General features: G+C 57.6%; 25 protein-coding genes and 1 other RNA gene. 11 read left to right on the top strand and 15 right to left on the bottom strand.

Features of this window, described 5'->3' with window-relative positions:
• Positions 1–4 precede the first annotated feature (4 nt).
• A complete protein-coding gene (locus NZ705_01585) occupies positions 5–2,815 on the top strand; it encodes a cation-transporting P-type ATPase (protein MCS7291653.1) in 2,811 nt (936 codons plus the stop codon).
• 277 nt (positions 2,816–3,092) lie between these two features.
• Positions 3,093–3,233, top strand: coding sequence for a hypothetical protein (locus NZ705_01580; GenBank protein ID MCS7291652.1), 141 nt, complete (start codon positions 3,093–3,095; stop codon positions 3,231–3,233).
• A 562-nt stretch (positions 3,234–3,795) separates the two neighbouring features.
• On the opposite strand, the gene thpR is transcribed toward NZ705_01580, so the two are convergent.
• Both thpR and NZ705_01570 read right to left on the bottom strand, forming a co-directional pair.
• Complete coding sequence (thpR, locus tag NZ705_01575; protein ID MCS7291651.1) at positions 3,796–4,371, bottom strand: RNA 2',3'-cyclic phosphodiesterase; 576 nt, start codon at positions 4,369–4,371, stop codon at positions 3,796–3,798.
• 2 nt (positions 4,372–4,373) lie between these two features.
• Positions 4,374–4,619, bottom strand: coding sequence for a hypothetical protein (locus NZ705_01570; protein ID MCS7291650.1), 246 nt, complete (start codon positions 4,617–4,619; stop codon positions 4,374–4,376).
• Positions 4,620–5,752: 1,133 nt separating this feature from the next.
• Between NZ705_01570 and NZ705_01565 the strand changes: the two genes are divergently transcribed.
• Positions 5,753–5,878, top strand: coding sequence for a hypothetical protein (locus NZ705_01565; GenBank protein ID MCS7291649.1), 126 nt, complete (start codon positions 5,753–5,755; stop codon positions 5,876–5,878).
• Here NZ705_01565 and NZ705_01560 read toward each other — a convergent pair.
• Both NZ705_01560 and NZ705_01555 read right to left on the bottom strand, forming a co-directional pair.
• Entirely contained in the window at positions 5,838–7,328 is a 1,491-nt protein-coding gene (locus tag NZ705_01560) for an anthranilate synthase component I family protein (protein ID MCS7291648.1), read from the bottom strand. The two genes, NZ705_01565 and NZ705_01560, sit on opposite strands and share 41 nt — an antisense overlap.
• Complete coding sequence (locus NZ705_01555) at positions 7,325–8,578, bottom strand: PrsW family glutamic-type intramembrane protease (GenBank protein ID MCS7291647.1); 1,254 nt, start codon at positions 8,576–8,578, stop codon at positions 7,325–7,327. Before NZ705_01555 ends, NZ705_01560 begins: the two co-directional genes overlap by 4 nt.
• 106 nt (positions 8,579–8,684) lie before the next feature.
• On the opposite strand from NZ705_01555, the gene ssrA reads away from it, so the two are divergent.
• Positions 8,685–9,084: a transfer-messenger RNA gene (gene ssrA, locus NZ705_01550) on the top strand.
• Between the two features lie 36 nt (positions 9,085–9,120).
• On the opposite strand, the gene NZ705_01545 is transcribed toward ssrA, so the two are convergent.
• The 7 genes from NZ705_01545 to NZ705_01515 form a co-directional block, all read right to left on the bottom strand.
• A complete protein-coding gene (locus NZ705_01545) occupies positions 9,121–9,747 on the bottom strand; it encodes an IS1 family transposase (protein MCS7291646.1) in 627 nt (208 codons plus the stop codon).
• A 988-nt stretch (positions 9,748–10,735) separates the two neighbouring features.
• Positions 10,736–11,773, bottom strand: coding sequence for an FAD-binding oxidoreductase (locus tag NZ705_01540; GenBank protein MCS7291645.1), 1,038 nt, complete (start codon positions 11,771–11,773; stop codon positions 10,736–10,738).
• On the bottom strand, positions 11,773–14,808 hold the full coding sequence (locus NZ705_01535) for an SMC family ATPase (protein ID MCS7291644.1): 3,036 nt from the start codon (positions 14,806–14,808) through the stop codon (positions 11,773–11,775). Before NZ705_01535 ends, NZ705_01540 begins: the two co-directional genes overlap by 1 nt.
• A 32-nt stretch (positions 14,809–14,840) precedes the next feature.
• A complete protein-coding gene (locus tag NZ705_01530) occupies positions 14,841–16,055 on the bottom strand; it encodes a tetratricopeptide repeat protein (protein MCS7291643.1) in 1,215 nt (404 codons plus the stop codon).
• 3 nt (positions 16,056–16,058) lie between these two features.
• Positions 16,059–16,634, bottom strand: coding sequence for an orotate phosphoribosyltransferase (gene pyrE / locus NZ705_01525; protein MCS7291642.1), 576 nt, complete (start codon positions 16,632–16,634; stop codon positions 16,059–16,061).
• A gap of 92 nt (positions 16,635–16,726) precedes the next feature.
• A complete protein-coding gene (locus NZ705_01520) occupies positions 16,727–17,245 on the bottom strand; it encodes a hypothetical protein (GenBank protein ID MCS7291641.1) in 519 nt (172 codons plus the stop codon).
• Between the two features lie 173 nt (positions 17,246–17,418).
• Positions 17,419–17,637, bottom strand: a complete 219-nt coding sequence (locus tag NZ705_01515; GenBank protein MCS7291640.1) for a hypothetical protein — start codon at positions 17,635–17,637, stop codon at positions 17,419–17,421.
• A 137-nt stretch (positions 17,638–17,774) separates the two neighbouring features.
• Here NZ705_01515 and NZ705_01510 point away from each other — a divergent pair, with 137 nt between their 5' ends.
• Positions 17,775–18,023, top strand: coding sequence for a phycobilisome linker polypeptide (locus NZ705_01510; GenBank protein ID MCS7291639.1), 249 nt, complete (start codon positions 17,775–17,777; stop codon positions 18,021–18,023).
• Positions 18,020–18,787: a HEAT repeat domain-containing protein gene (locus NZ705_01505; GenBank protein ID MCS7291638.1), complete on the top strand. Its 768-nt coding sequence runs from the start codon at positions 18,020–18,022 to the stop codon at positions 18,785–18,787. The genes NZ705_01510 and NZ705_01505 overlap by 4 nt, the downstream gene beginning before the upstream one ends.
• Before the next feature lie 18 nt (positions 18,788–18,805).
• On the opposite strand, the gene NZ705_01500 is transcribed toward NZ705_01505, so the two are convergent.
• The gene (locus tag NZ705_01500; protein ID MCS7291637.1) at positions 18,806–19,105 is read right to left on the bottom strand and encodes a hypothetical protein; all 300 of its coding nucleotides are present in this window, start codon (positions 19,103–19,105) and stop codon (positions 18,806–18,808) included.
• 168 nt (positions 19,106–19,273) lie between these two features.
• Here NZ705_01500 and NZ705_01495 point away from each other — a divergent pair, with 168 nt between their 5' ends.
• The 4 genes from NZ705_01495 to NZ705_01480 all read left to right on the top strand — a co-directional run bounded on the left by NZ705_01495 (position 19,274) and on the right by NZ705_01480 (position 21,417).
• Positions 19,274–19,777 carry a pentapeptide repeat-containing protein gene (locus NZ705_01495; GenBank protein ID MCS7291636.1) on the top strand — a complete coding sequence of 168 codons (504 nt, stop codon included), beginning with the start codon at positions 19,274–19,276 and terminating at the stop codon, positions 19,775–19,777.
• A gap of 76 nt (positions 19,778–19,853) precedes the next feature.
• Positions 19,854–20,912 carry a heat-inducible transcriptional repressor HrcA gene (gene hrcA / locus NZ705_01490; GenBank protein ID MCS7291635.1) on the top strand — a complete coding sequence of 353 codons (1,059 nt, stop codon included), beginning with the start codon at positions 19,854–19,856 and terminating at the stop codon, positions 20,910–20,912.
• A 2-nt stretch (positions 20,913–20,914) separates the two neighbouring features.
• The gene (locus tag NZ705_01485) at positions 20,915–21,064 is read left to right on the top strand and encodes a hypothetical protein (protein MCS7291634.1); all 150 of its coding nucleotides are present in this window, start codon (positions 20,915–20,917) and stop codon (positions 21,062–21,064) included.
• Positions 21,061–21,417, top strand: a complete 357-nt coding sequence (locus NZ705_01480) for a Nif11-like leader peptide family natural product precursor (protein MCS7291633.1) — start codon at positions 21,061–21,063, stop codon at positions 21,415–21,417. The genes NZ705_01485 and NZ705_01480 overlap by 4 nt, the downstream gene beginning before the upstream one ends.
• Before the next feature lie 443 nt (positions 21,418–21,860).
• Here NZ705_01480 and NZ705_01475 read toward each other — a convergent pair whose 3' ends face one another.
• From NZ705_01475 to cobS, 3 genes are all read right to left on the bottom strand, one after another.
• Complete coding sequence (locus NZ705_01475; protein ID MCS7291632.1) at positions 21,861–22,130, bottom strand: hypothetical protein; 270 nt, start codon at positions 22,128–22,130, stop codon at positions 21,861–21,863.
• Between the two features lie 70 nt (positions 22,131–22,200).
• Entirely contained in the window at positions 22,201–23,733 is a 1,533-nt protein-coding gene (locus tag NZ705_01470) for an Hsp70 family protein (GenBank protein MCS7291631.1), read from the bottom strand.
• 4 nt (positions 23,734–23,737) lie between these two features.
• Complete coding sequence (gene cobS / locus NZ705_01465) at positions 23,738–24,493, bottom strand: adenosylcobinamide-GDP ribazoletransferase (GenBank protein MCS7291630.1); 756 nt, start codon at positions 24,491–24,493, stop codon at positions 23,738–23,740.
• A gap of 47 nt (positions 24,494–24,540) precedes the next feature.
• Between cobS and petG the strand changes: the two genes are divergently transcribed.
• Positions 24,541–24,639, top strand: coding sequence for a cytochrome b6-f complex subunit PetG (gene petG, locus NZ705_01460; GenBank protein MCS7291629.1), 99 nt, complete (start codon positions 24,541–24,543; stop codon positions 24,637–24,639).
• The last annotated feature ends 1 nt before the right edge of the window (position 24,640 follow it).

Raw genomic sequence — 24,640 nt, 5'->3', positions numbered from 1 at the left:
GGACATGGCCGTTCCGACTGATTGCACTGCACCCGACTGGCATACCCTCTCCATTCCTGACACCTTAACCTATCTGAAAACCAGCCTTGACGGTCTGGCGCCAGGGGAAGCCCAGCAACGACTTGCTCACTACGGGCCGAATGAACTAAACGAAACCCACGCCCGTAGCCACTGGGATATTCTCCTAGACCAGTTCAAAAATGTCATGCTATTGCTCCTGATTGCGGTGGCAATCTTGTCAGGAGTGCTGGATGTTCTGGAATCTTTACAATCGCAGGAATTTATCTTTCCCAAAGATACCGTTGCCATTCTAGCGATTGTGGTCTTGAACGGCCTGCTGGGTTACATCCAGGAGAGCAAGGCGGAACAGGCTCTACTGGCTCTGAAAAAAATGTCGGCGTCCCGGGTGCGGGTGGTGCGGGCCGGCCAAATCCAAGAAGTGGATGCCACAGAGCTGGTACCGGGCGATGTGGTGCTAGTGGAAGCCGGAAACAAGCTCCCAGCCGATGGGCGCTGGCTGGTGACCGCCAATCTCCAGGTGCGGGAGGCAATGCTGACCGGTGAAGCCATGCCGGTGACCAAACAGGCTGACGTGGTGCTTCCCCCCAATACAGAGGTGGGCGACCGGGTCAATCTGGGGTTTATGGGCACGGAGGTGGTGCATGGCCGGGGGACGCTGGTGGTGACTCAGACTGGCATGCGCACAGAACTGGGGAAAATCGCGTCGGCGCTGCAAACCGTCGAGGTGGAACCCACCCCTTTGCAACGACGCATGGACCAACTGGGGAAAACGCTGGTGACGGGCGCTCTGGCCTTAGTGGCGCTGGTGGTGACCGCTGGCACCTTGCACAAGCCGCAGATGTTCGTCACTTTGATCGAAGTCTCCCTAAGCATGGCAGTGGCAGTGGTGCCCGAGGGCTTGCCGGCGGTGGTGACGATTACGTTGGCCCTGGGGACGCGGCGGATGATGCAACGCCAGGCCCTGATCCGGCGCTTACCAGCAGTGGAAACCCTAGGGTCGGTGACGGTGGTGTGTTCGGACAAAACCGGCACCTTGACCCAGAACAAAATGGTAGTGCAAACCCTGGCGCTTCCCGATTTGGGTTACGTCCACGTCACGGGAAACGGCTACGAACCCGCCGGCGAATTTTTGAGCCCTAACCACACGCCGTTTGACCCCCAAGCACATCCCGAGGTCATGTCTCTGCTCCTGACGGGCCTGCTGTGCAACGACGCCATCTGGAAACAGGAGCGGGGGCAATGGACCATCCTGGGGGACCCCACCGAAGGGGCGTTGTTTCCCCTGGCGGCCAAAGCTGGTTTGACCTTGGAGCGCTACCGCTTGCCCCGCGTGGCGGAATTTCCCTTTTCTCCAGAGCGCAAGCGCATGAGCGTGGTGGTGGATACCGACGACCAGCCCCTGTTTGCGTTTGTGCAGGGGGAATTTCTACTCCTGTGCAAGGGGTCGCCGGAACTGACGCTGGAGTGCTGTGACCAGGTGCAGGGCCGAGAGGCTGTGCGGCCCCTGACCCCTGAAGACCGCCGCACCATCTTGGAGCAGAACAACACGCTGGCGAGTCAGGGGTTACGGGTGCTGGGGTTGGCCTACCGGCCCTTGGACGCGCTCCCTAGCCAACCAGAGGCCGCCGAGCTGGAACAGGGGTTGATCTGGCTGGGCCTGGTGGGAATGCTGGACGCCCCGCGTCCCGAGGCCAAAACGGCGGTGGCCCGCTGTCATACGGCAGGAATTCGGGTGGTGATGATCACGGGCGACCACTGGTTGACCGCCTGCTCGATTGCCAAAGAACTGGGCATCTGGCGACCGGGAGATGAGGCGTTAACGGGCCGCGATTTGGAAACCCTGTCGCCGGAAGCGCTGGCGGAACGGGTGGAGCGGGTGACGGTCTATGCGCGGGTGTCGCCGGAACATAAGCTCAAGATTGTGCAGGCGTTCCAGAAAAGGGGGCACGTGGTCGCCATGACGGGCGATGGAGTAAATGACGCACCCGCGCTCAAACAGGCCGATATTGGCGTGGCGATGGGCATCACCGGCACCGATGTCAGCAAAGAAGCCAGCGACATGATCCTGCTAGATGACAATTTCGCCACGATTGTCGCGGCGGTCGAGGAAGGGCGAGTGATTTATGGCAATATCCGGCGCTTTATCCGGTACATCCTGGGCAGCAACATCGGCGAGGTGCTTACGATTGGCATGGCACCCCTGCTAGGGCTGGGGGGGTCGCCCCTGACACCCTTGCAAATCCTGTGGATGAACCTGGCCACCGATGGGATTCCCGCCTTGGCGCTGGCAGTGGAACCGGGGCGAGCAGTGGTGATGCGGCAACCCCCCAAGGACCCGCAAGAGAGTATCTTCGCCCGTGGGCTGGGGTCCTACATGGTGCGGGTGGGGCTGGTCTTTTCCACTGTGACTATTGCCCTGATGGTCTGGGCCTTTGATTACACCCAGACCCACACGGCCCCTGGTCTCGACCCACGCCGCTGGCAGACGATGGTGTTCACCACACTCTGCTTATCGCAGATGGGCCATGCACTTGCGGTGCGTTCTGACAGCCGGCTGCTGGTAGAACTCAATCCCCGCAGTAATCCTTGGATTTGGGGGGCAGTGAGTTTGATGACTCTGGCGCAGGTACTGATTGTCTACTTGCCGCCGCTGCGACATTTTTTCAGCGTTTTTTACCTGCCGCCCCAGGAAATGTTGATTTGCGTCGCCTTTAGCCTACTGGTGTTTGTCTGGGTTGAGTTGGAAAAATTGGTGATCCGCTGGCTATGGCCGGGCCGCGACCGGGAGGGCTAGGTGACTGCCGCGCCCCAGTGTGCCACCATAGATGGCAGGAGAGCCTGGGTGAACCCCATGATACCTAGGACCGCCTACGACTTGGTGCCAATCCTGGTCTTTGACAACAGCATGATGGCACGGGAACTCATTGCCTGTGCGAATCGCCCCCAGCTTTGATCATCAGCGACTGGTTCATGCCGGGCCTGTCGGGAATCGAACTGTGTCGTCGGGTCGAATCAGACCCCAAACTGCGCCATATCCCATGTCTATTTCTTGATGCTCACCGTGCGCGAGGATGCCGCCGACTGAGTGCTGGGGCTGGCCACAGGCGCAGACGAATTACGAATTTATCTGCAAACCCATTGATGCGGAGGAACTGCGTGCCAGGATTCGGGCGGCGCTGCAGGTCCGGCGGTTGACTCGTTTATATAGCTAAAAACAGTCAGTTTGTTGCAGACAGACAGGAATTGAAGTTGGCAGCTCAGGGATTTCAGCTGTCACCCATGTCAAACATTCTGTGCCTAGCTATAGAACCAGCCAGAGCCGTTGGAGATGCTTTTTCGAGCCGCAAAACAACCATATCTCGTCGTATTATCTTCGCAGAGATGAATATCCATCATTTCTGATGTATTTATACAGCCAAGATTGTGAAATTCCAGTCACCCGTGAGATGGCGGCAATTGAAAGTCGCTCTAACAAGTCGCCTTTGTGCTCCAGAAAAGTATTTTTTTCCAGCTGCAGGCGTAAATTGCCGATGGCTGTTTTCCATTATGGATATAACCGTACTTCACAGTATTTTGAGACCGGCAACGGGGGCAAGTAATTGTACTGATGGCTTCACCCAAATCCAACTACCCCTATTTTAACCATTACAAGAACAGGGCTACCGCGTCCAGGTGTCCGAACTACGTTGTCTAAGCTCCAGTAGTTTTTTTACCCCCAACTAACCAATAACAGCTTGGCGTTGGTTAGGGGCGCATCAGGCCTAGATTAGAAATTTAACTCCCCAGCGACCAAGCGGCTAATTCCTGGTAGTAGGAACCTTGGGGAGTCAAGGCACTTTGGTAAAGCACGAGCCTATTGGCTTGCCACGCAGCACTCTGTTCCTGATCAATATCAATAATGCTAGTTGGCAGTGTGGCCTTATTCCGCAAACGGCCTAACGTAATGTGCCCCCGAAAGGGTCGTTTTTCTTGCGGCAAACCCAAGGCCCGCACGCAGTTTTCTGTACAGTTCACCAAGTTTTGTAATCCTTCTGTGGTCGGGACACGACAGGCAATCACATGGGGTTGTCGCTGGTTCGGTAAAAAACTGGGTTGAGTCAGTGTTAGGGGTAGGGCGCTAAAAGACAATTTTTGGTTCAACAATTGGATTAGTGTTGCTACTTGGGTTGGGCGTAAATTCCCAAAAAATCGCACGGTCAAATGCCATTGCTCAGGGTTTACCCAGCGTACCTGTTCACTCCATGCTTGCGCGGTCAAACGCTCATGATAAATGGTCAAATACTCTCGCGCTGTGGGATCAGGGGGAATGGCCAGAAAGGTTCGCAGGGGTTGGTCTTGAGTCGTTGTCATGCTTAAAGTTGCTGCAAGTAATCCTTAATCTTGAGTTTCAGTTTGTAAGAGATGGGATAGCTGTCAATCTCCCTAGCAATTTCTTCTTTGGATTTGCCCTGCTTTCTCAAAGCTTCAACCGTGCTTTGAGATAACCGCTCAAAGCCGTAGTCCGCCAATCCTTTTGTTATCAACCCCAGAAGGCCCAAAATGCCAATGCCGCTTATCATTCCCAAGGGTCCCCCCAAAACCGCTAACGCAGTCGTCATGGCCGCCGCACCTGCCTAGCTACCAACAGCACCAAACCTGGTACTCCCAGCGCCGCCAGGGTTTCAACAATCTTATCCACTTGAAAAACGAGCATGGATCACTCCGCCCCCAGCCTATCATACCGCCGGTAGTACGTCTATCTTGGGAATCAGTTGACGAGCGCCTGGTATGGCTTCAGACTTCGACAGCGCTGGCGGGTCTTCCTTTCGCAGCCCTGGAGGCAATGGCTAGGGCTTTGCAACCGGATACCGTAGCGGCGCATCAATGCCTTGTCCCGGAGGGCTAGCCCGTCACCCGCTTGGTCATCCTACGAGCGGGCAAGTTATAGCCAAGCTTTTTAAGATTGTCATATAATGAACGCGTTGCTAGGGAGTGAGAAAGTGCCCAGACTATATAACTATGATTTGCGCAATAAGGCGGTAGAAACCATCATGGAAGTCAGTCAGTTCCTAAACGTCAGCTGTCGAACGGTACAACGCTGAAGGAAGGCTATCAGAAGGGCCATCGTCATAAGCATTTCAGCGGTTTGTAGATTAACGGGAGATGGCCGCTTGATTCGGTGTGAGTTAAGGCCCTGCAAAAGATAGGCTATACCCACAAAAAAAACGTATTTCTAAGAGCGACAGGTCTATTGCGGGTTAATCCAGCAGATACCATCAGAGCGGGTGGTCTATATGAACCAATCTGGTGTGGATTACTGGGATATTGATGAATATAGTTGAGCGCCGAAAAACGAATTAGCATTATGGTGGCTTACTAATCAGGGCGTGTGATGGAACCATTTACTACTTGGATAGGCCACTACCCGATGGTTAAGTGAGAGACTTTTACCAGCGATAAGGCGGTGAGACAGGTTGTGGAAGCGGCTGGGTGTCGCTTGGTTTATTTACCGAGATATTCACCCGATTTGAATCCGATTGATAAAACGGTGGGTCAACCATGCGTGGAGTTTAACCAAACGGAACCTACGTTTTCTCGTGGATAAAGCTATCTGTCTTCTATGTCAACCTTTGTCAGCTTAGCTATACTTGCCGTTGGGGTTGAGTGACCTTAGCCATATTCAGTCGGCATTGACCTACCCGCTTGGCACGCCTATCCCGCCGTCATTGGCTTTTTGCCGAGTGTTGTACTGATGGGGAGCACCCAGCCTGCTCCTGAGCTACCCCAGTGGCTGGGAATCGGCGGCCTGGCAATCGCAACGGCCTACCTGGTGAAAGTCATTCCCCTAGCGCCGCAATGGCTGCCAGCAGTCCTTTAGCCTTGTTCCAGGTTTCCTGGTATTCCCGTTCGGGGTCGGAATCGGCAACCACACCAGCGCCTGCCCGCACCCGCACCCAACCTTGATGTACCACCATGGTCCGCAGGGTAATGGCCGTGTTCAATTGCCCCTCAAAGTCGTAGTACCCGTAGCAGCCCGCGTAGGGTCCCCGGTGCCGGTGTTCCAGTTCATAAATAATCTGCATCGCCCGGATCTTGGGCGCACCGCTGACGGTCCCCGCTGGAAAACAAGCCTTTAGGGCATCCCAGGCGGTGAATTCCGGCGCGAGTTTGGCCACCACATTGCTGACCAGGTGCATCACGTGGGAGTAGCGCTCAATCACCATCATTTCGTCCACCCGCACCGTTCCACGCTCGGCTACCCGCCCCAGGTCATTGCGCGCCAAATCCACCAGCATCACGTGTTCAGCCACCTCCTTGGGGTCTGTGCGCAATTCCTCGGCCAAACGCGCATCTTCCTCCGGCGTGGCCCCCCGTGGACGGGTTCCTGCAATCGGTCGCACCGTGGCGAGACGGCCTTCGGTCTTGACCATCACTTCTGGGCTAGAACCGACCAACTGCCAGTCCCCAAATTGGAAAAAGGCCATGTAGGGCGACGGGTTTACCAGCCGCAGCGAGCGGTAGAGCAAAAAAGGGTCGCCCGTGTAGGGGGTGCGGAGTTCCTGGGAGAGAACCACCTGAAAAATGTCCCCCCGGTGGATGTAGTCCTTGGCCCGGCGCACCGCCGTTTGAAACATTTCTGCCGTCGTATCACTTTTAAGGTCGAGCGTCCTAACGTTGGGTTGCCAACGCATGCGAGTCACTTCGGAGGTCAGGGGTTGTTCCAGCCGAGCGATTAACTCCTGCACTTTGGCCCGGGCTTGTTCATACGCAGCCCGGATATCGCCGTGGCGGGTATCCCCATAGGCCACCGCCCAAATCTGGCGTCGCACCTGGTCAAACACCAGCAGGTGGTCCATCTGCAACCAGCAACCATCGGGTAACGTACCTTCCGCCACCACCGGCACCGTCGGTTCTAGCCAGCGGATGAGTTCATAACCCCAAAACCCAAACAATCCCCCCAACCCCGGCGGCAACTCTGGCAACGACACCGGCTGGTACGGCGCAAGGCACTGGGGGATGACCTCGAACGGCGACCCGCACCACACCCGCTTGGTCCCGTCCCGAAACACCTGCTCGCAGTGATCGCCCCAGGCCGTCAGCACCCACAGCGGGTCACACCCCAGCAAACTATAGCGTCCGATGCGTTCACCGCCCTCTACCGACTCCAGCAAAAAACTGTAGGGCCATCCGCGACACACCCGATACCAGGCAGACACCGGTGTATCCACATCTGCTGGCCACGTCGCATACACGGGGACAAAATTCCCCTGTTCACTCAAGCGTTGAAACGTCTCCCATGAGGCGCCAGCGGCGGTTTTCCCGTTCATGGACGGCGAGCCAAGGTCGTTGCAAAATTTTCATCCCGATAGGGAGAAAGCTGCCGCGCCTTTAGAATCGCCGCCGAGAGCATGATGTAGGCCAATATCCCCACGATGGCTGATGCCCAGACCCCCAGCGCACCCGATGCATTCCACAGGGCGTGGATGATGGCGGCGACCCCATAGGCAGTAGGAAGCACGATCCAGGTGTACTTCGGTTTCAGGGCCGCCAAGCCGATGCCATAGCCCATGTAGCCGCTGTAGGCCATATGACCTACCACCGACCCCAGAATACGGGGAATCAACAACTGCAAGCCTACCAACTCGCCAGCTGCTTCACCCGCCTGTTGCGCCACATCCTGAATAATCCCCGGCACATATTCCCCCATCGTTTCCAGCCAGGTAAAGCCCAGAGCTGACGCCGCCCCATAGACGATGCCATCCAAGGGTTCCACGACCCCAATTCGCGAGCGCGCCCTCGGCGATAGACAGGACCCCATCCACCAAAACAATCCAATGGGTAATGCCTTGATTAATTCCTCTAGCAATCCAGCGCCAAAGAAATGGGAAATCAACTGGGCAGCAAAATTCGGGTTGCTAGGGTCAATGTCGCCCGGCAGAATTTGGCGAAAGATGAAGGCCAAGATAGACCAAACCGGACTAATCAACAAAATCACCGTCAGTAGGGCCACCAACGTCATTGCCCACCAAGGTTTGGCCTTACCGCACAGCTGGTAAATGAAGTAAAACCCCCCGGCTCCTAGCAAGAACGCCAGACAGGCATTGAACAGGGGGGGATTGCCGATAGCGGAAAATAGCGTGATAACCCCGATGACAGCTACCGTTGCCGGCACCAAATGCGCTTTGCGGGTCAAGGCCCGGCCAGTGCCGACCACTGGAATCAACTGACTCAGACTCAAATCTGTGTCCACCCCAACCGGTTCAGCGCCCACGCTCACCACCTTGACCACCGTGCGCCCCAACCGAATCACACTCCCAGTCTGCAGGGGCACAGGCATCGCGCCCAACCGTTGCCCATCTACCCAGGGGGGATTGGACTCGCGCAAGCACCGCAGGAATACCCCTTGACCATCGCTGGCAATTTCGGCCTGCAATCCCGAAACCGTCGGGTCTGTAAACACAATGTCACACACATTCGGGTCGCGCCCTAATCGGATGACGGATGTTGGCGTAGACAGGCTCATCTGGCGGCGATGAGTGCGCCCATTCTCTTGCCACTCCAAGACAATGACGCTCACAGGCAACCCTGACCAGCTGCTACTGCTCCATTATGGAGCGTTCCCTATCCCACTTCCAACCTGTCAATCCTTTTTCCCACAAGCTACAATAGAGAGTGCTGAACAAGGGGCCGTAATGGCTTCGACGTGTCGGCGAAGGCGCATCCTATGATGCAGGCCGAGCGTGAGCACCGCTCGTAAATCCAGGCTCAAGCCAGTAAGTGCGAACAACATTGTTCCTTTTGCTCGTAAAGCGGCCGTTGTGGCTGCCTAAGAGTCCCTAGTCAAGCGACTAGTCCGACTTCGAGGCGTTCATGGTGACACCGTTAAGCCATGAGCGTACCCCCCTAACGGTTGCCCTAACAGGATTTGCACGGTTGCCTGTTAGCTAAGACTCAACCGTGAACCCCTTGCCGGTTTGGGACAAAATCGGCTCCTGGTATCTGGGTTAAGATACCTAAGCCTGTGAAGGAGTAGGACGTCATTACCCGATGCGGACAGCGGTTCGATTCCGCTCGGCTCCATTTCCCATAAATTAAGGGACTTCCCAGCTATCGGTAGTGCTATGTAAGTAATGATGCATTATAGTGGTGGATGAAGTTGAATATAATGCCGATGTGATTTTCTAGGTTTTTAGAAAAGAACAGAGTTTTCCTCGTCAAGCGACTAACTCGCTGTCGAAGCGTGTTGTTGAAGCGCTCAATCAAGGACGTCTTACCACTCCCTTTGACACCGACTTCGTGTTGAGATTTCGGAATCACCCGCCGATAAACTGGCCAAGAATCAGTATAAAATTTTGCTCGTTTTCGCCAAACAATCGGCACTCTCTTCCATAACTTTTTTGCTGTCTCTATGCTTCTGTCTCCCACACAGGCGGCTACAATCATACGTGTCTTCCTCTCGGGAACTACCCAGAGCCACTGGAGATGCTTTTTTGAGCCGCAAAACGACCCTATCTCGTCGCATTCCAGCTCTATCTCTTCATCGTCACCGAGCTGAATATCCATCATTTCTGACGTATAAATTGCCTTTGGCTTTACATATTTATACAGCCAAGATTGTGAAATGCCAGTCACCCGTGAGATGGCGGCAATTGAGAGTCGCTCTAACAACATTTTATCGACCAGTTGCCTTTGGGCTTGAGAAATGTTTCTTCCTAGCTTCAGGTGTAAATTGCCGATGGCAGTCATATAGCAGAAAACATTTAAGCTGGCGTGTTTGGACGGCGGACAAGGAAGAAGCGTCAAGGTCTCCAGTTGTAGCTCATGCCAAACATTGTGTGCTTAGCTATAGCAGATATAACGCTGTTTTCCATTATGGATACGACCGTACTTCACAATCTTTTGAGACTGGCAACGGGGGCAAGTAACTGTACTCATGGTTTCACTCAAATCCAACTACACCTATTTTAACCATTACAAGAACAGGACTACTAGACCCATCCGGCATTGACCAGCGAGCAGTTTATGTAATTATGGGAAGAAGGCCGGTGGGATATGATGGGTGGTGACTATCTCGGTGGAAGCGGCTGGGTGTGAGTTATTCACCCGATTTGAATCCAATCGAACAGGTGTGGTATCGGATTAAGCAAAAGGTGCATAAGCTACAGGTGAGTCCAATCGAAAATCTGCAATCCTTGGTCAATGAAACTATCCGTAGCTTATGTCAAGTTTTGTAATTTTAGCTATAGTTGTTGCATCTACAGCGAATATAACAAAGAACATTTAGGTTGTCGCCTTTGAGAGACAGCTAATGCACGATCATCTAGGGTTCCAGTTTCTACCTGTGTCAAGCATTCTGTGCTCAGCTATAGATTAGGAGTATTCAACATCAATCTTGACTTTACCTTTGGTGCTGACACCCATGCTGATTTTCACCCCTTCAATTGGAATATCAAGTGTAGGCCAGCCTGCTCATACTTTTCGACCGCTTTCTAAAAACAGTCAGTTGGTTGCAGAAAGACAGGCATTAGGGCTGGCAGCTCAGGGATTTCAGCCGTCACCCATGTCAAACATTCTGTGCTTAGCTATAGAAATTCAAGGAGAAATCACCAACGTATCACAAAGGTCTTGGAGCGCAGTCCTAAGGCCCTCCTTCGTTGTAAGGTCATAGTTGGTTCTTCATCTCTGATGCTTCTCCTATAGTCAAGTCTCAGCGGGGAACCAATGGTTATCTCCCTTAGCCATGATTGCTACCCACCAGACCAGTAATTATCCGTCGAACCTGTTGCGCTGTCCAGGGCGCTAAAAGTACCCCGTTGCGGTAATGGCCGGTGGCCCAAATGAGATGGGGATGGTGGGGGTCAACTTGCACAATCGGCGCTGCGTGCCCAACGGGATGAGGACGTAAACCGTGCCACTGCTGCTGCCAGGGCTGGCCCTGCAATACCGGACATATGGCCACCGCCGTTTGCCAGAGCTGTTCCCAGGTCGCTGGGTCCGGCGTTGTACGCGATTCCACCGTCGCACCCACCCACACCACTCCCGCCGCCTGGGGGACAATCGCCGTGTCGCGCCCGTAAATCACTGGATAGTCCGCCAGTTCCGGACAGCTCACCGCCACCGCCTGGCCCAACACCGGTTCCAAGCGAAACGGCGCGGTTAACCCAGGAATTTGCGTTGAACCTAACCCCGCGCTCACCACCAGCACATCACAGGTCCTTTCCGCCTGGGGCAACACCAACCGCCACGGCCGCTCTGGGATGACCTGCACCACTGGCGTATCGTAGGACACCTGAACCCCGCGCGCCTGGGCCGTCTGTAACCAATGCTGCGTCAGAGGCACCGGTTGAAACTGCCACTCCTGGGGAGACCAAACGGCGCCTACCCAACCGGTGGGATGTACCACCGGAAAGCGGGCCTGCAAATCCGCCGGCGTCAACACTTCCAGGGACCACCCCTGTGCACGCCGGCGCTCGACCATTTTCATCACCTTGGCCCAAGTCTGCGCATCGTCGTACAAGCGCAAGAGTCCCCGCCGATTGCTAGGCAAGTTACTGTCTTTGAGTATTTCGTGATAACGTTGTAAGCTGGCTAGGCGTTTCGCCGTTCCTCGGTCGCTGAGCACGGCCATGAGCAATCCCAACGCGGCAGCCGTTGCTCCCTGGGCTGGCGCTGACCGTGCCTCATAGACGGTGATATCCCAGCCCGAGATGTGGGACAATTCCCAGGCAATCGCCGCGCCCACCACCCCTGCACCGATAATGGCAATCCGCATCACACCACCAGTTGCGCCTGGGAACCGGCTTCGGTTTTGCTCACCTCAATCCGGGCGGGGAACGCTTCCTTGAGACTCGGGATGTGGGTCACCACCAAAACACAGGCGTACTCGTCGGCAATAGCGCTGATGGCGGCCAGTAACCGGTCACACCCCTGGGCGTCCTGGGTCCCAAAGCCTTCGTCAATAATCAGCATCTGCAGGGTGGCACCGGCTCGCTGGGTCAACAACCGCGCCAACGCCAGCCGGATGGCAAAATTGACCCGAAAGGCCTCGCCGCCGGAGTAGGTCTCGTAGGGACGGGTGCCCTGGGCATCGGCGATAAAAATGTCCAATGTTTCAATCATCTGGTCGCGGTGATTGCCCGTTTTTTTGGGTTTTTGGGTAACAAAACTGACGTGTAACTGATGGTTGGTCAAACGCCCCAGGATATGGTTGGCGGTGGCCTCCAACTGGGGTAAAACCTGTTCAATCATCAGCGCCTGAATGCCATTTTTCCCAAAGGCCTGGGTCAGGGCCTGGTACACCTGATAGTGGTGTTCCTGCTGGGCCAAATCCCGCTGTGCCTGTTGATATTTCTCCCGCAATTGCGCTAGCTGGTGGAGTTGTTCCTGCAACTTCCCACTCTCTACGTATTGGTTCTGGAGGTGCTGCCGCTGCCGGTGGAGTTCCGTTTCTAACGTCTGAAGGGTGTCCTGCAGGTCAGGAAAATCCGCCAGGGTGGCCTCGAGCTGCTCCAGTTGGAGGGTCAGGTGCTGGAGTTGTTGGGCCTGGGCGGTTTCCTGGGCGGTCAATTCTGCCAGTTCCGCCTGGAGACGCGGATATTCCTGCTGGGCGTTTTGCAGTTCTCGGTACTGCAAAGGGGCCGATTCGTACTGTTTGAGGCGCTGGCGCAGGGCCTGATGCGCTATCGAGTCGTAGGCCACAGCCGCCAGTTGCTGCCGACAACGGTCCAGGGCATACCGCAGGGGAGAATCCTGAGCGAGCTGTTCGATTTCCTGGGCCAGAGCCTGCTGTCGCTGGCGGGCGTTGGTGAGCTGGCGGGATAAGTCGGCGTAGGCGTTTTCGGCGTTTTGAATCTCGGCTTGTTTGATTTCAACCCACCGCCATTTGTCCACCTCAGCCCGCGCGCAGGCGTGTTCTTTCTCGTCATAGCCAAGGACGTCCAAGGCCGCCTGGATTTGGTCCATTTCGGGACTGGTCAGCGGTTGAGCGAGGGCTTGTTCGAGCGCCTGCACTTGGGCCGCCAGTTCGGCCATCTGCTCCTGAAGTTGCTGGCGGTGATGGATTTGTTGGTGCAGTTGACCCTGTTTTTGGTGCAAGCTTTCGCGAGCCTTGAGCTGGCTGCTCACCTCCCGATACTCCTGGCGCAGCACTTCAATTTCTCGTTCGGTCACGGTGATTTGCTCTTTGGTTAACCAGATGGCCTCCTCCAGTTCGCGCCGCTCTAGGGCTTGTTTTTGATGCACCAGTTGCCAATGCTCTGGGTCTAAAGGCTGGGCGCAGAGCGGACAGACGGCTTCGGGTTCCTGCAAAAGGGCCATTTTTTGCTGCAGCTTGGCCATTTCAGCTTCGTAGCTCTGCAGGCGCGCCTTGAGCTGGTCCTGAAAACTTTTGCGTTCTTTGCCCTTGTCTTCGACGTGTTTAAGGTAAACCTCTTTCTTGTCCAACTCGGTCAACTGCTGCTGGATTTGCGCCAGTTCCTGGTCGAGGTAGGCCAGGGATTGCCACTGGTGCTGCAGCCGCTGGAGCTGCTGCTGGTATTCCTGGCGCTGGGCCTCTTGCCGGGCGCGCACTTGGAGCTGTTGCCGCTGCAGGTGTTGATAGTGGTCGTATAGAGGACGGTACTGCTCCGCCCGCCGGTCCAGCTCCTGGAGATAGGCCCGCGCTTTTTGCAACTGGGCCAACGCCGGCCCAAGCCGGTCCTTTTCCTGGCAGATGGCCGCCTGTTTCTGACAGTTTTCCTGGAGGGTGGCGATTTCGGTCTCCAGTTGCCGTTGCTGGAGATGGAGCTGGTGCAGGGCCTGCTGGTAGTCCCGTTCCAAGCGGTTGAGTTCCTGCTGCAGATGCTGGTGCTGGTGGGCTTTTTGCGTGCAGGCCTCCTCCTGCTGTTGCAAGTCGCAGTAGATGTGATACTGCGCGGTGATGGCCTCGGCTTGGTGGAGCAGATGCTCGAGAGCCTGTTGCCGCTGCTGTAATTGTTGCCGCCGCTGTTGCAATTGCTGTTGCCCAGCCAGCAGGTGCGCTCGCTGCTGTTGGAGCCATTCGTACTGTTGAAGCCACTGTTGTCGCTGCTGCTGGCGCTGCTGGGAGTGCTGGTACTCCTGCTGCAGGCGTTCACAGGTGGCCTGCTGGGCCTGCAGGTCCTGCTGCAACTGTTGGTACTGCCGGCGAATGTCCGGCTCCTGCGCCAGGGTTTGGGCATACTGCCGCAGGGTCTCCCGCAGGTGTTGGACCTGCAACTCGTGGGCGCTGGCCCGTTTTTTCGCCTCCTCGGCCAAGGCGTCGTAGTGCTCTAACTGTAGCAGGCTGGCCAGCACCTCCTTGCGTTTGGCGGGAGTTTTCAGCATAAATTCGTCGGCCCGCCCCTGGCGCAAATAGGCAGAATGAATAAAGGTGTGGTAGTCGAGCTTGAGTTCGCGGTTGATGTAGTCTTGGGTTTCTCGCACGCTGCGCTGCGTCAACGGTTGCCAGCGTCCTTCGGCCCAAATTTGAAACTCTAGGGCGGTATAACCGCGCCGCCGCACCCGAATCACTCGATAGGTTTGCCCGCCGCTTTGGAAACTAAAATCCACCCGCGCTTCGGTGCAACCGCTGCGAATCACGTCGTCGGCGCTGGGGGCGCGACATTCACCCCACAAGGCCCAGGTAATCGCCTCTAAAAGCGACGATTTGCCCGCACCGTTCGGGCCACAAATACAGGCCGTGTGCAGCCCCCGAAAATCCAACGTGGCTTGACGATAACTCAGGAAATTTTTCAGGGTTAATTGCTGGGGAATCACAGGCAACGGCTGTGGGGCTTCTGACGCCATCATAGCGCAAGCAGCGATAGGAAACCCGCGAGGAATTAGCAGGGGAAATCCGGTTCACAAGGGGTCCATAACCCCAAGGTTTCTAACTGTTGCTGCAACTGGTGACCGGCGGGAGAACCCTGCTGTTGATATAACGCAATTGCCCGTCGCCAGTGGTGTTGCGCCCTCGGCAAATCCCCCAATTTGCACCAGACAACCCCCACGTTCTGATGGGCCGCCGCCAAATCGGGGTCAAGTTCCAGCGCTTTTTGATAGGCCTGGAGAGCCGCCGGAAGCTGCTGCAACCCCCGGTAGGCTAGCCCTAGGTTGTAGTAACCCAAGGCCCAGTCGGGAGCGCTCTGCACAGCCTGCCAAAACAGGTCCCGCGCCCGGTGAAAATCGCCCTGCTCCTGGTAAAGAGCGCCCAGGTTGGTGTAGGCGCCGAGTTTGACCCGTGGGGGACAGGCGGTTGCAAGGGCGGCTTGGTAGTGGGTTTGCGCCAGCGTCATTTGTCCCTGGCGCTGGTGGAGTAACCCCAGGTGGAAATGGATCTCGTACTGCACCATCGGTTCGGCGGGTTGGGTCGCCAACGCCTGCTGGAGTAGCTGGAGCGCCGCGTCGTAGTCCCCATCAGCCAGATAGACGGCGGCCAGCTTCGCGCACAGGTAGGCGTCCTGAGGCTGCTGGGCCACTGCTTGGGTCAAAAGACGGCGCGCGCGGGCCTGTTTGTCCGGCACCCTGTCCTGGGTATAACCCCAGTGCTGCAACGCCACCGTCTCCAACGTCGCCACCCGCCAGTGGGGTTCCCGCTGCTGAATCTGGGCGATGCTGTCGTCAATCAGCTCGTGATAGGCCCCGCGAAAACGGATGTCCGGGCGGTTGCGAAACAGGCGCGACACCAAGGAGTAAGGCGCTTGGGGCGCCCCCATCTCCTGCCGCCACAGGTTGACCACCAAGACGGTGGGGTCGGCGATGGCTTCTCGTAACCCCGCCACCGCCGCGGGCAACAGAATCTCGTCCGCATCGAGCACCAGAATCCAGGGCTGCTGGGCCAAGGTCAAAGAGTAGTTGCGCGCGGCGGCAAAGTCGTCCCGCCAGGCAAAGGGGTAAACCCGAGCGCCGTGGGCCTGGGCAATCGCCGCCGTATCGTCCGTTGAACCCGTGTCCACCACAATCAGTTCCGCCACCAGGTCCCGCACACTGGTCAGGCAGGCCGGCAACCGCTGGGCCTCGTCCCGCACAATCATGCACAGACTGATAGGCAACCCCATCGTTTAACCCACGAACGTCGTCATTTGGCGATGGGTCGCCTGAATCTCTGGCAGGGTAAACAGGGCTGTCAACGCCACGCCCTTGGCGGCCAGGTACGCCGCACCCCCCTGTTGCCGGTCCACCAAGGTGATGCCCTGTTCGACCCGATAGCCCGCCGCCCGCAGCACCTCCACCGCCAGCCCCAGGGATTGTCCGGTTGTCACCACGTCCTCCACCACGGTGACCCAACTGCCAGGAGGCGGCAACGGTCCCTCTATCTGACTACCAACGCCGTGACCCTTCGGCTGTTTGCGGATGATCAGACCGCTCACGGGGTGGGGAGTCTGCGCCGAAACCACACTGATGGCCGTCACGATCGGGTCGGCGCCCAGGGTTAAACCGGCCACCGCTACCGTCTCTGGCGCCAGCAACGCCCCGCACAGGTGTCCCACCAAATATGCGCCTCGGGGGTGCAACGTCACCGTCTTGCAGTTGATGTAGTAGGTACTGCTGGCTCCAGAACTCAACAAAAACTCGCCCTCCTGGTAAGCCCATCGCCCCAGCAATTGCAGCAGTTCTTGACGCAACGCCGCCGACACGTCCGTGCTCCCTGGCCCGCTCTCCCCATTGTAGGCACAAAAAAGCTCCCTAACATTGGGAGCAAAGCGCACTTGTTCGCTAAGATGCCAACCTAACCGGGGCACACCGGCACGTTGTTGGCGTTCAGTTGAACCCGGCCAGGGTCGCCGTTGATTTGAATCGGCACTTCCTCCCTACCCACCAGGCGGAACATCACACCCCGTTGCCTGGCACAGCTACCAATGCTGGTAGCCCACTTGCGCAACTGCTCGGTAAAGGTCCGCTGGTGCTGCGGGATGTCATCCAAATTCTGTACCCCATCCCCCGTGTAATCCCGCAAAGGCGTAGGACGGAACTTGTCTGTCACCGGAGTCGCCGACGTCCCCGTCGTGCGTTTGATGCCAATCCGGAAAGGCTCGATACTCCGCTCCAACCCGATGGGATGTTCGTAGTAGGACGGCTTAGGGAACTGGATCAGGGTGCCAGGCTTGCCCGTCATCGCTGGACCCGTAAACGGCGGCCAGGGTTCAGCTTTCGCCGCTGGCGTAGTCATCACGGGCGGGTCATACAACTTAGGAGCCGACTGGGCGTTCGCCGGAACGACCGCCGCAACCAGCATTGTACTCGCCATGGAAACAGACACTAAAATCTGGGGACGCATAACCGCAGCTCCTCTACCTGGAAGGTTGTAATGAGTCTATCTCACACCACTGCACTTTGCGAGTGACGTTGCCCCCATTGTAACAGCATTGACCTGAGTCGCTAACCAACGCTCAGGAACCTTAACCCCTTGATAACCTCCACTTAACGGCTGCCACTCATCCGGCTAGCCCATTGGCGCAACAGGTCGTTGTAATTTTTCTGGTGCTGCGGGATGTCATCCAGGTTTTGCACCCCGTCACCGGTGTAGTCGCGAAAGGGGGGAATTTTGAACTGGTCAGTAATGGGTGTCGTGCTGCGGGGTTGGGCGCCAGCAGGGAAGGCCAGTAACCAGGCGCAACCGAGCATGAGCCAAAAACGCATTTTCTCCTCACGAACGCACGTCTTCAGCCCCATCCTACCATCGCGCCCCAGCGCTGGCGCGTTACAAATTGTCATGATGTCAGTCCTGGGCCGCCTGCTTTTACAATAGGGGCAAGGTCTGATGCGGGAGTTGTACGATGTTTTACGGGCCAGCCAGTGCTGGGATGTCCAGTCTCAACGATGCCAATCGGCGCCTGTTTCGCTACGAAGTGGTAGGTCTGCGCCAGAATGACCAAACCGACCGCCGTGCCTTTCCCATCCGCCGCAGCGGCAGCGTGTTCATCACTGTCCCCTACAACCGGATGAACGAGGAGATGCGCCGGATTACCCGGTTGGGGGGGAAAATTGTCAAGATCGAAGCGCTCAACGGCAGCCAGCCCGAGTGACAGTTGCAGAAGCCCTGGCCCAACTCCAGTCGCCGGACCCCAGTCAGCGCTACTACGCGGCCTGGTGGCTAGGACGATTCCGGGTGAAGGAAGCAGTGCCAGCTCTGCTGGTGGCCCTGCAGGATGAATCGGACCGCACGGCCCTGGGCGGGTATCCGCTCCGGCGCAATGCAGCGCGGGCGTTGGGGGAAATCGGAGACCCACGCGCTGTTCCAGGGTTGATAGCGTGTTTGCAGGTGGCGGACTTTCAACTGCGGGCGGCGGCAGCTACTGCGTTGGGGTTGCTAGGGGATGCGCAAGCGATTCCGGCCTTGGTTGCCCTGTTGCAGGAGCAAGCGACGCCCTCAGCGCTGGCAACGGAGGACTTGCCCCAGCCCTATAGCGCCATTCTTCTAGCCCTAGGGCGGTTGAACGCTCGTACAGCGATTCCAGCGATTCAGCCGTTCCTGGAACATCCCTTGCCACGGGTGCGAAGTGCTGCTCTTTGTACGATGTATTTGCTCACGCAGGATACTGGCTACATTGAGCAATTACTGGATTTAATCTATCGGTCGGAGACGCGCTTGCAGCGGGTGTTGTTGACGGATTTGGGGGAAACGGGCTATTTACCGGTAGCGACGGCGATTGTCCAGGCGACCGCCGAACCCAGCTTTAAACTCATGGGGTTACACCGCCTCCTGAGCCAGTGGTTGACCACTCAAAGCTATCCCCCCGATTGGGAAGCAGCGGGGTCGGTTTTCCAGTTAATGGACCAGTTGTTATAGGGCTTTGCGGGTGTCGGTTTAAGCTCTGTCAGGAAAGAACAAGACTTTGACGACTGCAGTTACGAGTCCAAGTAACAGCGTGGCCAAGGCGCTGCGACTCACCAATTCTTCGTTGGCCAGTCGTTTGTCAAGCCGCTTGAGTTCGGCTTCTAATCGTTTGATTTCCCCAGCTAATCTTTCTTCAAGTGTTTTGATCTCTCCTTTGAGTTCGGCAAACTGAACGTCCACTTTTTTGTCGAGCGCATCGATCTTTTGCTCCAGTTTTCTCTCTAGATTCAGGATGAGTTCTTTGAGTTCTTGATTGGTTGGCTCACTCATAGCAATTGTTCTCAATTGTCAGTATGATCGTAGTCTGAAACGAAGGTGGCTGAGTCATCAGCAAAGGTTCCGAAAGGCATTAATATGGGCATTGACAAACCCAATTCGTCGCTCCTGTAAAGGTGAGTGCGAGGTCGATCCCAGATGAGATGGTCACGGAGCTGGTGGATGATTGGTTGGGCGGGATTGCTGGTGGCCTGTGGGCGGCCAACCGACCTGCAGATGTTACAGACGACGGGGCGTTGCCTGAACTGTCACTTGCCAGGAGCCAAGCTGGCGGGACAAACGCTCAAGGGCGTGATCCTGGCGGGTGCCAACCTCGCAGGCGCGGATTTACAGCAGGCGGTGCTGGCGGGTGCGGACTTGCGCCGGGTCAATCTCCGCGGCGCAAACCTGCAGGGGGCCAATCTAGAGGGAGCCAATTTGGGAGAAGCCGATTTGACGAAAGCCAATCTCCAGGGGGCGAATCTCCGACAAGCCAACTTGTTTCGTGCGCAGTTGCGAGGGGCTTATGTCCAAGGCGCGGATTTACGGCAGGCGGTTCTCTTCGGCGCAAATCTGCTGGACACCCAACTGGACCAAGCGGATGTGGTCGGCGCCAATTACAGTGACTCCACCCAGTTTCCCTTAGGGTTTGACCCCGTGGCCCAACTGATGGAACAGGTGAAATAACTTGCCGAGCCGAAAGTCCATTGGGCATTATGATTAAGTGGTTCATATATAATAAATGCAAATTTAACAAGCAGGGATGACGCAAAGTGTGGAACTCACCCAACGGCAACGGCAGGTACTCCAGGCCACGGTCGAGCATTACGTGGCGACCGGCGAGCCGGTGGGTTCGCGCACGCTGACGACGCGCTATGGCATTCCCGCCAGCCCAGCTACAATCCGGCAGGCGATGGGACGGTTAGAACAGGCGGGGTTGCTATACCAGCCCCATACTTCCGCGGGTCGGATTCCGTCGGATTTGGGCTATCGCCAGTACGTGAACTGGTTGCTCCACAAGGACACCCTGCCGATGGTGTCTCTGGCGGCTTACCTGCCGTCGCCAGATGCGGCGGAACATCTCGAAGGGGTCCTGCGCCAAGCAGCGCAGTTGTTAGCCCAGTTGAGCGGTTCGATTATCGTGGTAACGCAACCGCAACCCCGCTGTGCTCGCTTGAAATACCTGCGCCTGGTAGCGGTCGGGGAACGAGTGGCGTTGATGGTGGTGCTAGAGGGAGAACGAGTTGAATCCACGTTGTTGGATTGGGTGCCCCCGCCACAGGTGGATGTGGATTCGGCGCTGGAGATGGTGGGCCAGTTTTTGAACCATCACCTGCAGGGTCGAACGCTGCGGGAAGTTGCGGCGATGGACTGGGGGGCCCTGGAGCGGGAATTTGCCGCCTATGGGGAGTGGTTGCGCACGCTGATGTCCCCCCTGCGCCAGCAGTTACACGCCTGGGGACGTCCGGCAGTCACCATGCCGCTTTTGATCAGTGGCGTGGCGGAGGCCCTGCGGCGACAACCAGAATTCCAGCAGGCCAGCCAAGTTCAGCCGGTCATGGAAGCGCTCGAGACAGAGCAAGAACGTCTAGGAGCGTTGCTGTGGGATGAGAACTCGCCCGTACAGGTTATCATTGGTCAGGAAAACCCCCTGACGTCCATGCACTTGTGTAGCTTGGTATCCACCATGTACCGGCAAGACGGGGTGCCCGTGGGTTCTGTCGCAATTCTTGGCCCGAAGCGGATGCCCTACGGGCGGATGATTGGTCTAGTGCGGGCGGCAGCCGCCTACGTTTCACAAGTGCTAGGGAGCCACGACTGACCATGCAGCGGGGGCGACTCACGGCCATGCTCACTGGCGCAGTGGCCATTCTCTTGGGCGTATTCTATCTGGTAGTGACCTGGGTGCTCGATAGTCGCGGCCCCCTGCAACCGGCCCCCACCGTAGACCTAGGGAATCTGATACACCCATGACTCCAGCTGAACTGCAAGCTTTCCTTGAACAGGTAATGCAGGACCCCGCCCGTCAAGAGCGGCTGCAAGCGGCAAACGACCCAGACGCCCTAGCCCAAGTCATCGTGGAACTAGCGACAGAAGCGGGTCTTCAGGTGACATTGGCAGAAGTGCAGGCGGCCCTCACAACGGCGGAAGCCCCGCTTGACCGCTCCCGGATGACCATCGCCGAACTCCTGCAAGAGTGCCGCACAGAACAGACCATGACCCTGTGGACGGAAGAGGTGGACGGTCGGGTAACTGGCCTAGTGTTTGCCGCCGCCAATCCGCATCCCCTGCTGGTGCGTTTATTCCGCCTGCTGGTGCCCCGTTAACCGTTCCTAAAACCATGGACAATTCTCCACAGGCTGCTGGGCAAACGGTATTCCCAACAACTTCTCCCGCCGCCGACGGGAGCGGCGCGTGCCGGCGTCTCACCGACCAGTCACGGTTGCACGCAAACCGCGCTCTTGGGCGGTCAGGTGGTCGGCCATCCCGAACCGGCAGTCGCGAGAGACAGTCCCGACACCGCAACTGCGGTACAACCGCCGCTCGTGCCTGGGTAAGGCGCAGTTGCAACCTCCACCCATGCTTCTTTCGATTCCTTGCAGGTAGAAAGATGGTGCCGTGGCGATTGTGCCAAGGAGACGAAAGCTTGGCGGGCTGGCTTCTCACCTGGGCACGCTATCGTCATAACCAAAGCCCTTGTTGTTTGTCCAGCCCCTCATGACAGATGTTTATCTCCGGCTACAAAAGTGCATAAGGAGTTCAACAGTTGTTAACCCCACTGCTGGAGCAGTTGCCACACCAGGTAGGAGTTTTTGAATAATTGCGTCCAGAACGCCCCGAACAACACGGTTGCCAACAGCACCCCGTTTAGGAACCAGCCAATCTGGGGGTTGTAGCCGAAGATATTGTCCTCCTGACTGGCGGTGAAAAATAGCGACCAGGCTTGGGTGGCCGTAATCTGCTCGAAGTTGTTAAACCCAGGCCGAAACACCACCGGCCCCAATAACGCTGGGTTGCGAAACTCTAAATCGGTACGCATCGCCTTGCCTCCTCAGGCTTGATTTGTAAACAAACGTAACAAAATCTTTACAAACTGTCAAGGTTTAGGATTAGGCGAGGGTGAGAACCGGTTGCTCATGGCACAGGAGCCGGCCGGTGTGCAAGTCGCGGGCGGTGAGGCAAAGTTGGCGGTCGGCGTTGACGCGAAAAGCCAAGTGCAGGCGGTCTTCTCCCGGTTGGCCAGGGGGGTCGAGCGGCAGGTGCAAGGCAGCGTTGAGGATTTGCACGTCGGGGTCTTGGTGGATCGAGCGCAGCACCAGGCGGCCCTGTTCCACGTAAACCGCACCCTGGCCGGTGGGGTGACGCAGTTCCCCCAGCACGAGTTCCACCGCCGTCTGGTCCGGTCGAGACGCCCCCAGCACCAGTTCAATCGGTTCGGGACTGGGGTAGGGGTGACCTGCGGGGATGAGTTCGTGCCAGTGGTGACCTTGACGGCGTTTGTCCCAGTAGCGCAGCCCGTAGCTGTGGTAGAGAAAGTCCTGGATGGGAGCGGTCAAGTTCAACCTTAGGGCGCCGTGGGCCACCACTGCCAGGGACCGGTGATGGTGAATTTTGGAGGGCGGGAAGTAGTTGTGCAGCCACTGGCGCACAGCGGGCATTTGACTCATGCCCCCCACCAGCAGCACTGCGTCCACGTCCCGAGGCCGGTACCCCTGCACCCGCGCCTGCGCCCACAGGTATTGCATCACGGCGTCTAGTTGAGCGAAGAACGCCTGGTCGCGCAGAATCTGGTCCAGCTCGGTGCGTTCTAAAAACCAGTGCCGCGTGTAACCAGTGCGGGGGTCAAAGTAAATCTGGTGGCTGCTGGGCTGATCCGACAGTTGGATTTTCAGGCGCTCGGCAATCGCCAGGGTCAGGGGAATGAACTCGCCCGCTGCATACCCCTCCCGCTGCACCAGGTAGTCAAAAATCCAGCGGTCAATGTCGGCGCCCCCGAGATTCACGCCGGCCTTGGCAATCACTTGCGCCTGGCAGGGCCGCTGCCGGTCGTCAAACACCCGGTCGCCCCACCGCAGAATCCAGCCCAGATGGGTGCGGGTGCCCGGTCGTTGCAGTTGCACCAGCGCCAGGTCCAACGTTCCCCCGCCGCCGTCCACGACCAACACCAGGTCACTCTCGGCCACGCCATACCCCAGCGCCGCCGCCGTCGGTTCATCCAACAGGCGAATCTGGGTGACCCGCCAGGCGTGGGCCATTTCGGTGAGCCACTGGCGATAGGGTTCAAAGGCATCCACCGGCGCGGTCAAGACCAGGGCGTTGATGGCGTAGTTTTGCTGGTGGAGTCCCTGCAACAGGCGCTGTAAAAACGTCGTACCCACCCGTTTGGCCTCGTCGGATGCGTGCAGGAGCGACCGCTTGAAGTGGTGAAACACCGGCGCGTGGGGGGATTGGTGAAGATACTCCCGCACTTGCTGGCCGCAGAGCACGGTGGGGGGGTCCCCAGGCACTTCACACACCAGCGTGGGAATTAATCCGTCCGGCTGGGAAAGCCCTGGGAGTGCGACGATTTCTGGCTGTCCGGTCACGGGAGACCGGCGAGCAATCACCGTATTGCTACTGCCAAAGTCCAGGGCGTAGTCCATGCCTTTATGATAGGGCTTGGTTGGGGAGCAGGGCGGTCATGGCGCACCAGCACAGAGTTTCCACCCATTCCACCACCGCGCCGTAGGTGTCCCCCGTGTGGCCTCCCAGTTGCCGGTACAGGACAAAACCGACCGCCAGCGCCAGCAGCAATCCCCAGCTGGTAAAGACCAGGGGGAACCGTCCATCGCCCCGCAGGAGACTCCACAGGCCCGCCCAAGCCACCAGGAAACCCAGCCCTGGCCACCACTGCCCCGGCTGCCTCTGCTGGTGGTGGAGCGCCCCCTTGCCTTCGGTGCGCAGGTAGGGATAAAGGCCAATAGCCACCACCTGTCCCCAGCGGCTCCAGCCCATGGCGCCCGTGAGCAACCAGAACCGTTCCGTCGGCAGATGCCCCAGCGCCAGGATTTTTAGCACCAGCACCAGGCAGCCCGCCATGACCCCGTAGGCTCCCGCGCGGCTATCGCGCATGACCTCCAGGCGCCGTTGCGGGTCGGAAACGGCCAGGCCGTCTGCCGTGTCCATCACCCCGTCCAGGTGCAACCCGCCGGTCAACCCCACCTGCAAGGCCACCAGCAGCCCACTGCGGGGCAAGAGCGGCATGGGCGCTAACAGTTGGTCCACCAGCGCGAGCAAACTCCCTAGCACCACGCCCACCAAGGGCGCCCAGACCGCCACCTGTTGAACCTCGGCGTTTTTGGGCACTGGCAAGATGCTGTAGAAGGCCACCGCTCCCCAAAATTGCCGCCACCAGCGCCCCATTGCGGTACAATAGCTCGATGACATCCCCACCCTAGCAAGTTAGAGCGATGATTGAACCGTTGGTGCTAAGCATTGTGTTGGGGTTGGTACCTGTGACCATTGCCGGTTTACTGGTGGCGGCCTACGTCCAGTACCGGCGCGACTAGC

This window comes from Gloeomargarita sp. SKYB120 (assembly GCA_025062155.1).
In the GTDB taxonomy this organism is placed as follows: Bacteria; Cyanobacteriota; Cyanobacteriia; order Gloeomargaritales; family Gloeomargaritaceae; genus Gloeomargarita.
Note: the sequence above shows the minus strand (reverse complement) of the source record. Positions and strands in the feature narration are given on the sequence as shown.